Annotated in this window: 11 protein-coding genes; 8 read left to right on the top strand and 3 right to left on the bottom strand. The window is 62.0% G+C overall.

Features of this window, described 5'->3' with window-relative positions:
- The first annotated feature begins 32 nt into the window (after positions 1-32).
- Positions 33-911, top strand: coding sequence for a 4Fe-4S binding protein (locus tag F8E02_RS06760; protein ID WP_317065159.1), 879 nt, complete (start codon positions 33-35; stop codon positions 909-911).
- A 71-nt stretch (positions 912-982) separates the two neighbouring features.
- Here the strand turns inward: F8E02_RS06760 and F8E02_RS06755 are convergent, their stop codons facing one another.
- Positions 983-1,285 carry a hypothetical protein gene (locus tag F8E02_RS06755; protein ID WP_317064727.1) on the bottom strand — a complete coding sequence of 101 codons (303 nt, stop codon included), beginning with the start codon at positions 1,283-1,285 and terminating at the stop codon, positions 983-985.
- Positions 1,286-1,463: 178 nt separating this feature from the next.
- On the opposite strand from F8E02_RS06755, the gene tuf reads away from it, so the two are divergent.
- The 3 genes from tuf to F8E02_RS06740 are packed head-to-tail and all read left to right on the top strand — an operon-like array spanning position 1,464 to position 4,773.
- Positions 1,464-2,741 (top strand): translation elongation factor EF-1 subunit alpha, encoded by a 1,278-nt coding sequence (tuf, locus tag F8E02_RS06750; protein ID WP_317064726.1) that lies wholly within the window; start codon positions 1,464-1,466, stop codon positions 2,739-2,741.
- A 28-nt stretch (positions 2,742-2,769) separates the two neighbouring features.
- Entirely contained in the window at positions 2,770-3,078 is a 309-nt protein-coding gene (rpsJ, locus tag F8E02_RS06745) for a 30S ribosomal protein S10 (RefSeq protein ID WP_317064725.1), read from the top strand.
- A 12-nt stretch (positions 3,079-3,090) separates the two neighbouring features.
- Positions 3,091-4,773, top strand: a complete 1,683-nt coding sequence (locus F8E02_RS06740) for a flippase activity-associated protein Agl23 (protein ID WP_317064724.1) — start codon at positions 3,091-3,093, stop codon at positions 4,771-4,773.
- 469 nt (positions 4,774-5,242) lie between these two features.
- Here the strand turns inward: F8E02_RS06740 and F8E02_RS06735 are convergent, their stop codons facing one another.
- Both F8E02_RS06735 and F8E02_RS06730 read right to left on the bottom strand, forming a co-directional pair.
- On the bottom strand, positions 5,243-6,340 hold the full coding sequence (locus tag F8E02_RS06735) for a hypothetical protein (protein ID WP_317064723.1): 1,098 nt from the start codon (positions 6,338-6,340) through the stop codon (positions 5,243-5,245).
- 9 nt (positions 6,341-6,349) lie between these two features.
- Entirely contained in the window at positions 6,350-7,516 is a 1,167-nt protein-coding gene (locus F8E02_RS06730; protein ID WP_317064722.1) for a tubulin/FtsZ family protein, read from the bottom strand.
- Positions 7,517-7,631: 115 nt separating this feature from the next.
- On the opposite strand from F8E02_RS06730, the gene F8E02_RS06725 reads away from it, so the two are divergent.
- From F8E02_RS06725 to F8E02_RS06710, 4 genes are read left to right on the top strand one after another with little or no spacing between them, the layout of a single operon-like run.
- Positions 7,632-8,864, top strand: a complete 1,233-nt coding sequence (locus F8E02_RS06725; protein ID WP_317064721.1) for an NAD(P)/FAD-dependent oxidoreductase — start codon at positions 7,632-7,634, stop codon at positions 8,862-8,864.
- Entirely contained in the window at positions 8,857-9,576 is a 720-nt protein-coding gene (locus tag F8E02_RS06720; RefSeq protein ID WP_317064720.1) for a dolichyl-phosphate beta-glucosyltransferase, read from the top strand. The genes F8E02_RS06725 and F8E02_RS06720 overlap by 8 nt, the downstream gene beginning before the upstream one ends.
- Entirely contained in the window at positions 9,560-10,540 is a 981-nt protein-coding gene (locus tag F8E02_RS06715) for a lysylphosphatidylglycerol synthase transmembrane domain-containing protein (protein ID WP_317064719.1), read from the top strand. Before F8E02_RS06720 ends, F8E02_RS06715 begins: the two co-directional genes overlap by 17 nt.
- On the top strand, positions 10,530-12,530 hold the full coding sequence (locus F8E02_RS06710; RefSeq protein ID WP_317064718.1) for a DUF2298 domain-containing protein: 2,001 nt from the start codon (positions 10,530-10,532) through the stop codon (positions 12,528-12,530). The genes F8E02_RS06715 and F8E02_RS06710 overlap by 11 nt, the downstream gene beginning before the upstream one ends.
- Positions 12,531-12,592 lie beyond the last annotated feature (62 nt).

Below are 12,592 nucleotides of genomic sequence, written 5' to 3'. Positions count from 1 at the left end.
TTTATCCCGGTTGCTGCTACTACTGTAGAATGATGCACGATCATACCCTCCATTCCCGGGGAGGGATCATCACCGAGCGGAACGCGGACTACGCGACGGTGCGGCTGCGAGTTCCGGCAGGAGTCCTCTCCGCAGATCAGATCAAACACCTTGCAAAGATCAGCGAGAAGTACGGAGACGGCTCCCTCCACCTCACCATGCGCCAGGCGGTGGAGATCCCCCATGTGAAGCCCGAGAACCTCACGAAGATAGCCAGAGCCCTCGAGAAGAACGGAACCCCGATCGGGGCGGAGCACAACGAGGTCGTGAATATCATGGCCTGCCCGGGCACGGAGCGGTGCAAGTATGCCAACTGCGAGACGATCGATCTGGCCCGAAAGGTCGACGAGAAGGTCTTCGGGAAAGAACTCCCGATACGGCTTCGCATAGCCATATCCGGCTGCACCCACATGTGCAACAGCCCGCTCTTAAACGACATCGGGATCATCGGCAGGATCCGGCCGTTGCGCACGACCGGACTCTGCACGGGGTGCGGCACCTGCGTGGAGTACTGCAGACAGTGCGCCATAGCCATAAAGAACGGCATCTCCATCCTTGACGAGGGGAAGTGCACCCAGTGCGGCATCTGCGTCCACTCCTGCCCCTACCACCTCCTGAAATCCGAGTACGCTCACTACCAGATCACCGTAGGGGGGCGCCGCGGCGCCGCGCCCCGCGCAGGACGGGAACTCGTCACCGTCGAGACCGAAGAGGAGGTCGTCGAGGTGATCGATCGTATCGTCTACTGGATCTATCGCAACGCCTGGAGCGACCGGCTCCTCGCCGACCAGATGGACGAGATCGGGTACGATAAGTTTGCCGAAGGGATTCAGAAAGAGTTCGGGCCGAAAGAGATCGCGGCAGCGGAGTGAGGGGACCGCCCCCGCGCCGGCTGCGGAGGCGGCTACGGCCAAAGACCGCCCCGCAGAGAGAGGTACCGGACCTAGCGGCGGTACATCGAGCAGAACCCTTTGCCCGCATCGTCCTCGCACTCGATGGCGCTGCCGTCCCGGACGAGGGTGTTGAACATGACTGCGGCGTTCAGCAGGCTCTCGTCCGGGTTCGGGCTCCCCCCCATACCCGAGAGAGCCTGGCGCTGCGGCGTCGGAATCGTCCGCCTACCCACCCGGACACCCGCACAGTGCCGGCAGTAGCCGCAGTGGGAGTGGACCGAGACCTCACGATCTGCGCATGTGACCGTCACCCGGTCCCCGGCACCGTCACGGTGAAACTCAAGCGTCTTCATGGTACGAAGAACGTAGATTTCAGGAGAATAAGATTCTGTCGATTAGCAAGGGATTCCGGAGAATGTACGCTTTTGACGCAGACAGAAATGCTTTATATTGAGAACGTCCTACGTATAAGATACTCGCATAAGCAGGCTGTTCGAGCTGACACGCCTATTTGAGTGGAGGATACTATCTATGGCAGTTGAAAAGCCCCACATGAATTTAGCAGTAATTGGACACATCGACCACGGGAAATCTACCACCGTCGGCCGGTTGCTCTTTGAGACTGGAGCGGTAGCGCCCCACATCATCGAGGGGTTCAGGAAGGAGGCCGAATCCAAGGGTAAGGGCTCGTTCGAGTTCGCCTGGGTTATGGACAGCCTCAAGGAAGAGCGTGAGCGTGGTATCACCATCGATATCGCCCACAAGCGGTTCGACACCGACAAGTTCTACTTCACGGTCGTGGACTGCCCCGGCCACCGTGACTTCGTCAAGAACATGATCACGGGCGCCTCCCAGGCAGACGCCGCACTGCTGGTCGTCGCCGCACCCGACGGCGTGATGGAGCAGACCAAGGAGCACGTCTTCCTGTCCCGTACGCTCGGCATCAACCAGCTGATCATCGGCATCAACAAGATGGATGCCGTCAAGTACGACGAGAAGCGCTACAACGAGGTCAAGGAACAGCTCTCCCAGCTGCTTAAGATGGTCGGCTACAAGCCCGAGGCCATCAGCTTCATCCCGATGAGCTCGTTCGTTGGGGACAACATCTCCAAGCCCAGCGCGAACACCCCCTGGTACAAGGGAAACACGCTGCTCGCCGCACTCAACACGCTCACCGAGCCCGAGAAGCCCACGACCCTGCCCATGCGCCTCCCCATCCAGGACGTCTACTCCATCTCCGGTATCGGGACCGTGCCTGTCGGCCGTGTCGAGACCGGCATCATGAAGAAGGGAATGAAGGTCAACTTCATGCCCGCGAACAAAGATGGTGAGATCAAGTCCATCGAGATGCACCACGAAGAGATCCCGCAGGCGCTCCCCGGCGACAACGTCGGGTTCAACGTCCGTGGTATCGGCAAGGGTGACATCCGCCGTGGCGACGTCTGCGGTCCCGCCGACGTGCCGCCGACCGTTGCAGACGAGTTCATCGCGCAGGTCGTCGTGCTTCACCACCCCAGCGCTCTGACCGTCGGCTACACCCCGGTCTTCCACTGCCACACCGCCCAGATCGCGTGCACCTTCGTCGAACTCCAGAAGAAGCTCGACCCCCGCACAGGTCAGGTCAAGGAGGAGAACCCCACGTTCCTCAAGACCGGCGATGCCGCTATCGTCAAGATCAAGCCGACTCAGCCCATGGTCATCGAGAAGGTCAAAGAGATCCCGCAGCTCGGCCGGTTCGCTGTCCGTGATATGGGATCGACCATCGCGGCAGGTGTGTGCATCAACATCACCCCCAAGCAGATGAGATAACCAGGTACCCATATTTTTTGGTGGAACTATGCAGAAGGCCAGAATACGTCTTTCAGGCACTGACTTTGAGAAAATCGAGATGGTCTGTGACAGGATCAGAGAGATAGCAGAGCGTACCGGCGTCAATCTGGCAGGTCCGATCCCGCTGCCCACGAAGAAACTCGTGGTGCCCACCAGGAAGAGCCCTGACGGCGAAGGTACTGCAACCTGGGACCGCTGGCAGATGCGGGTGCACAAGAGGCTCATCGACATCGACGCCGACGAGCGTGCACTGCGTCAGCTGATGCGCATTCAGGTGCCAAAAGACATCGGCATAGAGATTGTGCTGGAGAGTTGAGGTGAAAGCGGCGTGAAGGCCGCCACGTTCACGGCAAGAGGCCGTGAGCTGCTCTCATTCGAGGGGCTTTTCCTCCTCATACTTCTGGCCACAATTGCTCTCCGTTTTTACGCTCTCGACTTAAAGCTCTTTCACCACGACGAGGCCATTCACGCGTGGTTCTCGTACCGGCTCCTGACCGAAGGGACCTACATCTACGACCCCATGTATCACGGGCCGTTGCGCTACTACGTCACGGCCGGGATGTTTGCACTCCTCGGCGACTCAGATCTCGTAGGGAGGCTTGTCCCGGCGCTGCTCGGCACTCTGCTCGTTCCGCTGCTCTACCCGATCTACAAACTCGGATACCTCGATAAGAAGCAGACCCTGGTAGCGGCGCTCTTCATCGCCGTATCGCCGAACATGGTCTACTTCTCGCGGTTCCTCCGGGACGATCCATTCATCATCTTCTTCACGATGGTGCTCCTCGTCGCCCTGCTTTACTACTTTGAGCGGCACCAGATGAGGTATGCACTCATCGCCGGGACGGTGATCGGCCTCGGAATTTCCACGATGGAGAACATGCCGATCGTCATCCTGATCTTCGGGGCATATCTTCTCTACCTGGTCTGGGCGAGGAAGGTGCGGCTCCCGATACACTGGGTCCGGGATCTCGCGCTCGTCGCCCTCATAGTCTTCGGGATCATGGCAACCTTTTACTCGTCGTTCGGCGCCCACCCGGAGATGATCACGACGTGGTGGCTCCGGGCCATCGAGCATTGGACCTCGATGCACCAGATGCAGCGCCTCGGAGGGCCGCCCTACTTCTACATGCTGCTCTTCATCCTCTATGAGTTGCCGATCCTGATCCTCGCAGTTATTGGGGCGTTGCAGTTCATAGATATCCGGGGTAGTATCTCCCGCCGGAGAGAGCGGAAGATGCGTCATGCAGGAACCCTTAAAGAAGGAGGAGAGGCCGAGGAAGCGGAAGAGGGAATCCCTGAGGTTGCGACTCCTCCCCCCGCCCTCCAGCCACAGGGCTGGACGGACCGGCTCCGTGAGATCCTTTCGGGTGGCGGGGAGATCCAGCCGATCGATCGGCAGAAGGAGTTTACACGGTTCGCCATCTTCTGGATGCTTCTCTCGATCGCAGCCTACGCTTACATCGGCGAGAAGGTGCCGTGGCTGATCCTCCACCAGCTCCTGCCGATGATCTTCGTTGCGGTCTATGCGATGACCACGAGAAAGGCAGTCATCGCCGTCGCGGCAAGCATCTTCCTGGTCGCGGTGATGTTCCACGTGGCGTTCACCCCGGCGGATATCAACGGCCCCATCGTGCAGGTGCAGAACTCCGAAGACCTCCGGGAGGTCTTTTCCATGATCGATGCCGCGGACCGCGTGGCGATCGCGACCGACAACTACTGGCCGCTGCCGTGGTACTACCGGGGGGAGGGAGCCTCGAAACTATCCTATTTCGGCCAGAAAGTGAGCGAGCAGACGATCTACGGGGGCAACTACGACCTCGTGATCACCCACGACGGCAACACCTACCCGGCTCTCGAAGGGTACGAGAAGGAGACCTACCGGCTGAACTACTGGTTCTCGTATGAAGAGAACAAAGACAGGCTGCTCGAGTACTACTTCCTGCGGGACGGGAAGTCGGGAAGCAGGAACATCGACGTCTTCTCGAGGGTCCCCGCAGGGGCAACCGCCTGAGACTCCCCTGGCAGCAGCCCCGGAGACTCCCGGCTCATTGACCGGGATCCGGGGCTGCCTCTCTAGCCGGACACGACAGGTCATGCTGTCGATCTGTAAGATCGCTTCTACCATCACGACCGCCCGGCGAGGCCATGCTGCCACCCGCCTTCGCGGGCCCTTCTGCACCACTTTCATCTCATCGGATAGACGTTCGTGCCGATCTGTCCGCGCCTCATCCTCCGGCTGCCCCTGCCCGTGGAAGAGACCGGGCTCGGCACCCGGGCGGTGCTTGAACCCGCACTCGCTGAGAGGGCACGCGGATGCGCCACGCAGGGTTGAGACGCGGAGGCAATCCGCTCCGGAGAGAGATGGAGGTTAGCCCCTTTACGATCGAAAACTCCTCCCCGGGGAGTCGTCCTGAAAACCCGGAACGGGAAGGTGCAAAAATAAAAAAATCGGATGTGGAAGAGGGTTTCTACTACCGGGGTTATCCGAGCTCGTCCCAGCCGGTCTTCCTCCGGTAGATCACGACACCCACGATGACAAGGACAAGGACGATCCCGACACCGATGTAGAGGAGGAAGTCGCCGCTCAGGCTGAATCCCTGGCTGATCTTCTCCTGGAGCCTGTTCGCGTCGGTCAGAGCCTCGTTCGCCTTATTGGTGGCGTCGGCTGCCTTCGAACGCGCGAGCGAGTTGTTGTTCGCGTTCAGGGCATCCTTTGCCTGGGAGTAGAACTGGACGGCGCTCTCCCGCTTGGTCATGATAGCGACCACCTGCGGGTCGCTGCCCATGGAACGGTTCTCCACGAAGTTGGTGATCATGCCGTCGAGAGACTCGATCTTCTCTGCAGCGTTTGCGACCTCCTTCTGGGTCCATGCCTTGTCAAGGAGGACCTTCGACTCGTCCATGGCCTTCGAGGCCGTGGTCAGGTAACTCGCCGCCTGGGACGGGCTTGCAGATGCGGCGCTGACAAGCGCCTGGTTTGCAGCCTCGTACTTGGCCTGTGCGGCAGCGGTATCGACGCCCTGTGCGGCCTTGGCGTCGAGGTCGGCCTTCAGGGCCTTGAGGTTATTCTGCTGGGTGGAGAGCGAACCCTCGACCTGGGCCTTGCTCACCACATCGCGAACCACGGAGTGGGTGTCCCTCACGGTGTCGCCCTGCTTCTGCTGGATCTTGACGACCTCGATTTTACTGCTCGCTCCCGAAGGCACGGTCCCGCGCAACTGAACATCCAGCTGAGTTTCGGCATCGCCGTAGTTGAACTCATACTCCGTCAGGACGGGGTAGTATCCGCTTCTCTTGGGAATGGGAATGGTTACCCCGTCACGGTAGATGGTGAAGTCCCAGGACGGGTTCGATAGCCCGGTGCTGAACTCAAACGTCTCGTCGTTGGCATTGTTGATGGTAGCCAGTTCGTAGGTGAGCACGTAGCGTACAGTCACCTGCTGGCCGGGCTCGAGATTCCCGCTTGCAGGGTTGATGGTCTCGGTCTTGACCTCGAAGCCCGCCGCAGCCGACGCCGCCTGCACGATGCAGACCAGTGCCAGCAACAGGACGGCCAATCTGCTGATGCTTGCCTTCATAACGTCCCCTCACTCAAACAGCGGCTCGATCCCATCATCAAACATGGTCGAGCGCTTCTCCTTCGATTTAATGACATCTTCCTTTGTGGCTTTTGCAATCTCAAGAAGGTCCGTGATCCGGGGGGCGTTCCCGATCGTCGCAAGGACCACCACTGCGGCGACATAGTCGCTCTGCACCGGGTAATCGCCGCCACGCACCTCGACGCCGGCGATGTTCTCCTCAACCCAGCTCTTCGACTTCTCGACGCCCTTCCGGTCCATCTCGTCCGGCGGCCCGGCAAGAAGGACGAGACCCCGCTCCGCCGTCGAGTAGTCGCACGGCAGGGTGAGGCGGCCGAGCATGGCGCGCCTGACGAGAGCGATGATCTTCGCCGACTTGTCCTCTCCGGTCAGCACCTCCTCGGTCTTCTCCTTTCTCCGCCGGAGGCCGGAGAGAAGCCCCTGGTTCTGCTTCGTGCGGGGGCTGACCTTCTCGCTGATAGCGTATCCGATGGTGCTGATTCCGCCGCCGCGCAGGGTATTGATGACCTCGCTTGAGTCGACGACCATCTCACCGATGCCTGCCTTGCCGACCTCGCCTGCGCGGAAGAGCACACCGAACCGCCGGACGATCTCGTCGTTCAACCTGTTATAGGCATCCTTGACACTTTCTCCCTCATTCTTCCAGGCACTGTTGTCGAAGATGAAGGTATTATCCGCCTCATTCACCAGAGTGCTCAGCGAGCGGGCCGCATTATAGGAGTAGAGCCGACCCTCCTCGGGAGCGGGCAGGATCCCGATGGCATAGACCGGTTCCCGGTAGATGCGCTTCAAGTGCCGGGCGAGAACCGGCGAACCACCGGAACCCGTTCCACCGCCGAGGCCGGCGATGATGACGAAAGCGTCGATGTCATGGGTGCCTCTCGAATCGATGGCGTTGATGATGGCGTCGATCTCGTCGGCGGTCACCCGTGCCCCGGTCACGTTATCGGTCCCGACACCGTGGCCTTTGACCACGGTCTGCCCGATCAGCAGCCGGTCCTTGAGCTCGATGTTTTTAAGCCCCATCAGGTCCGTTCGTGCTGTGTTTACTGCGATACCTCTGAAATTCTGGGTCTGCATTCGTTTGTCTTGTTCGATGAACATATCGACAATTTTGCCCCCAGCCTGTCCGAATCCTATGAAGAAGACCCTCATCCAGCTTCACACCCTCATATTGGACTAATCAATAATATCGACGTTTATGTATAAAGACGTTGTATACTTTATTACTCAAAAGTGTTCTTATAATTCCCAGACATAGTGGTGAGCAATGAAGATCTGCATTGTGGGGGGAGGAGTATGCGGCCTGGTCTCGGCTCTCGAGCTCGCCGGCAGACACCAGGTCGATCTCCTCGAGCGGAGGCACATCGCAGGCGGCTGCCTCGGCTCATACCGGATCGGTGACTACTGGATCGAGGAGTACTACCACCATTGCTTCGCCGGCGATACCGCCCTGCTCGACCTCTTCGAGAGGCTGCAGGTGGCCGACCGGCTGGAATGGCTCCAGGGCACCACCGGCTACCATATCAACGGTGCCATCCACCCACTCACCACCCCGGTTGAGATCCTGCGCTATCCCCACCTCACAATCGCCGAGAAGGCCCGTCTCGGCCTCCTGACTCTCCAATCCCGGCGGTTCGACGTCTCCGCACTCGACGGGATCACCGCGAAGGAGTTCATCCTGGACAACCTCGGTGCCGGCATCTATGCCTCGTTCTTCGAACCGCTCCTGAAGAGCAAGTTCGGGGACCGACGCGAGGAGGTCTCGGCCGCCTGGCTCATATCCCGCATCGCGATCCGCTCGAACCGGGGCACCGGGGGCGAGCGCCTGGGCTACCTGAAGGGAGGGTTCCAGCACCTCATCGCCCGGCTCCAGGAGGAGGTGGCGGGACAGGGTGGGTCCATCATGCTCGACTCCCCTGTCGAGGAGATCCGGCGGGCGGGCGGGAGCTGGCTCGTCAACGGCGAGGCCTACGACTGCGTCATCTCGACGCTCCCCCCGCAGATGACTGCGGATCTCGCCGGCCTCGATATCCCCCGGGTCCCCTACCAGGGCGCCGCCTGCATGACGCTCGCGCTCGACCGGGACGTGACCGACGGCATATACTGGCTGAACATGAAGGATCCGGCCCCCTACGGCGCGGTGGTCTCGCACACCAACTTCGCCCCGCTCGAGTGGTACGGCGAGCACCTCGTCTACCTCGCGTCCTACTTCTCCGGCCGGCTCCCCGACAAGTTTGAGCGGTCGATGCTCGCGGACTTCTGCCGGCGGTTCTCCGTCAGCGAACGCGAGGTTCACTGGCACCGGCTCGCCGTCGACCCGTACGCAGGCCCGGTCTACACGACCGGCCTCCGCGACCGCCTGCCTCCCTACGAGAAGCACGGGCTCTTCCTCGCCGGGATGTTCAGCCCTCCGAACTACCCGGAACGGAGCATGAACGGTTCGGTCGTCGCCGGGCAGGAAGTGGCAGAACGGGTTCTTGCGAGGTACCCGGATGCGTGAAGTCGAGGTAAGCGCCGTCCTGCCGGTCTACAACGACCTTGCGGCGCTCAGGGCCGCTATACCGCGGTCGCTTGAGACGCTCGAGGCGATCGCGCCGGGAGGTTTTGAGCTGATCGTCGCCGAGGACGGGAGCACCGACGGGAGCATGGAGTTCGTCAGGGACTACGAGGCGAAAGACCCCCGGGTTCGCCTGTTTCATGCCGACGAGCGGCTCGGCAGGGGCCGGGCGCTCAACCGCGCTCTCGCCGGAGCCCGGGGATCGATCGTCTGCTACTACGACGTCGACCTTGCCACCGATATGGAGCACCTCGCCGAACTTGTCGACGCCGTCCGCGAGGGCTACGATATTGCGACAGGCTCCCGCCTCCTCCCCGAGAGTAAGATCGTCCGGAGCGGCGGACGGGAGATCGCAAGCCGGGGCTACAACATGCTTGTCCGGACGATCCTCGGGAGCAGCCTCTACGACCACCAGTGCGGGTTCAAAGCGTTCCGGCGGGACCGCCTTCTCTCCATGATCCCGTCGGTGACAGCGGACCACTGGTTCTGGGACACCGAGGTGCTCGTGCGGGCGCAGAAGAGCGGCTACCGGGTACGGGAGTTCCCGGTGCGATGGCAGCAGGGAGAAGGAACGACCGTGCGTAGAAAAGACGTCGTCGAGATGGGATCGGCGATTCTTCGCCTCTGGTGGCGCCTCCATGTGGAAAAAGGTTAGTGCCATCGTCATCCCCACCCTGATCGCGGTCGGGATCCTCGCTTACATGCTCTACCGCGTCTGGGACGACCTCCTGCTGACGCTCGAGCACGCCGTGGTGCCCTACCTCTTTGCCGGCGTCGGGATCTGCATCCTCGCGTGGGTCCTCCGCGGATACCGGTATCAGTTCATCCTGCGAGGACTGGATATCCGTAAGACCCTCACGTTCTCGACCGCCTGCATCTTCATCTCCCAGACGGCGAACCTCATCGTCCCCGCACGTCTCGGCGACTTCGTGCGGATGCTCATCCTCAAGCACGAGGACGACGCCACCTACTCGCAGGGGTTCTCGTCCCTCATCGTCGAGCGCGTCTTCGATATCCTGATGATCGCGGTGCTCGGCGCTATAGCCCTTCCGTTCGTCCTCGCGGTCTTAAACGTCCCCGACTGGTTCATCACGGCCATCATCGTCCCCTTCGCCGCAGGCGGCGTCTTCTTCGTGGTGCTCCTCTGGTCGGGCAGGATGAAGTCGGGGAACCGCATCGTGGTCGCCGTCCAGGGGATGCTCGACGAGGTGAAGCGGGCCTCCCTCCACCCCCGGGCGCTCGCCATGCTCAGCGGGTCCTCGCTCCTCATATGGCTCGTCGACGTGCTGGTCTGCTACGCGGTCGTCCTGATGTTCCAGGAGACGGTCGCGTTCGCCGTCGTCGTGCTCGCGATCGTCATCGGCAACCTGGTCAAGGCGGTCCCGATCACGCCGGGAGGCGTCGGGACCTATGAACTCGCGCTCGCGCTGACCCTGGGCCTCGCGGGAATGCCGGCGGCCACCGCGACGCTGATCGCGGTCGTCGACCACCTCATCAAGAACCTGGTCACGCTCGTCGGGGGCGTCGGGTCGATCTACTACTTCGGCGACTGGTCCGCGGACCTCTTAAAGCGGGTATTCAACCGCGAGATCGAGAAGGAGGAGCGTATTGACGGGTGAATTCATCCTTCCCGTACTGCTCTGGCTTGCCGTCATCAAGGTGCTCCACCTCGGCGCCTGGCCGGCCCTCGACCGCACCTTCGGCAGCCTTGCAGCAGCAGCCGCGTACCCGGCATCGGCCCTCCTCTTCACGCTCGGTGCCTGGTACTGCGGTCTTTTCGGCCTCCCGGTCTGGCTCGCCTTCCTGCCCTTTGCGGGCGCAGCCGCCCTCGCCGGGGTGCGGCGGTTCTACACGAAGGAGCGCCTGCGAGGAGCCCTCACCTGGGACCTTGCTTTCCTGGCCCCCTTCCTCTTCATGCTCGAGGTGCGCTGGATCAATCCGACCATCTCCTATGCCGAGAAGTTCATGGATCACGCCATCCTCGCCTCGATCATGCGGCAGCCGACCGTCCCGCCCCTCGACCCCTGGTACGCGGGGGGGACGCTCGACGTCTACTACTACCTCGGCTACTGGATGAACGGGGCGCTCGGCCTCGTCGCCGGCGTGCCGTCGACGGTCACCTTCAACCTCGCCCTCCCGACGGTGCTCGGCCTCTCGGTCGTCGCGCTCTACGCTCTCGGCCATCTCCTCCTCGACCGCCACCGGTGGCTCCCGGTGCTCGCGCTCTTCATCCCGAACCCATCCGCGATCTACCACATCGTCATCGGCGACTCATGGTTCGACGTCCTCTGGGGAAGCACCCGGACGATAGAGAACACCATCAACGAGTATCCCATCTTCTCGATGCTCTGGGGCGACGTCCACCCGCACGTCATGAGTTTCTTCAACCAGGGGTTCCTGATCTTCCTCCTGGTCTTTGCCTATATGCGATGGGGGACCCTCTCCATGCGGGGAAGGGCGCTCCTCTGCGGACTTGCCGCCGTCAGCCTCGGCTCGATGCCCGGGTTCAACTCCTGGGACGTGCTCGTCTACGCGCCGGTCACGCTCGTCTTCGGCCTCCTCGTATGGCGGCGCTACGGCAACTTCGCGTTCGATGGAGAGCGGTCGTGGATGGTGCTTGCGGCGGTGCCGCCGCTCGCGATAGCGGCCTATCTCCCGTTCTACCTGCAGCTGAACAGCCCCGGCATCGGGGGGATCGGGCTTGTCCCGGCGCCCTCCGCACCGGTAGAGTTCCTGCTGGTCCACGGGTTCTTCCTCGCGATCCTCGTCGCCTCCTGCGCCCCCGATATCAGGGAACGCCCCTACCTCCTTGCCGTCGCCGTGCCGTTCGTCCTCGCCGGCTACCCGGCGGCAGCACTCGCCGCCGTCCCGCTGGTCTACCTCCTCGCCCGCCGCCGGTTCGCAGCCACCGACACGCTCGCCGTCCTCGGTCTTTCGATCATCCTTGCGACCGAGCTCGTCTACCTCGTGGACAACATGGGGGAGGTATACTACCGGATGAACACGATCTTCAAGTTCTACCTTCCCGCCTGGTTCCTCCTCGGGACGGCGAGCCTTGCCGTCATCGGGGAGTGGCTCCGGGGCGCCGGGGGCGGCCGGCGCATGCCTGCCGGGACGGAGAGGATGCTGCCGGCCCTCGCGGTGCTTCTCCTCCTCGCCGCGCCCTTTGCGATCAACATCGATTTCGGCTACGGGAGCCGTACCCTCGACGGCTCGGCATATCTCGAAGGAGCGCACCCGGGAGACGCGGCGGCGATCGCGTTCCTCAGGGACCTTCCCGGCGACCACATCCTCGTCGAGGCGGAGGGCGGGGATTACACCTACTACTCCCGGATCTCGTCGTTCACGGGAATCCCTGCGATCATCGGGATGCCGTTCCACGAGCATATGTGGCGGGGAGACGAGGGGCGGGTAGGCCAGCGGAGCGCCGATGTCCGGACGATCTACGAACAACCGTCGAGAACCCTGGACCTTGCGCGGGCGTACAACGCCACCCTGCTGTACGTGGGCGAGAGCGAGCGCGATCGCTACCGGGTCTCGCTCCCGACGGAAGCGCTCGAACTCATCTACGACGCGGACGGCGTCCAGATCTACCGGATCCCGGAATAACTTTGCAGGCTGCCACGCTCGTGCGGGCGGCCACTGAATTGACCGGATCGCACCCTCTTCTG

The organism is Methanoculleus caldifontis, assembly GCF_032842345.1.
GTDB classification, from domain to species: domain Archaea; phylum Halobacteriota; class Methanomicrobia; order Methanomicrobiales; family Methanoculleaceae; genus Methanoculleus; species Methanoculleus caldifontis.
Note: the sequence above shows the minus strand (reverse complement) of the source record. Positions and strands in the feature narration are given on the sequence as shown.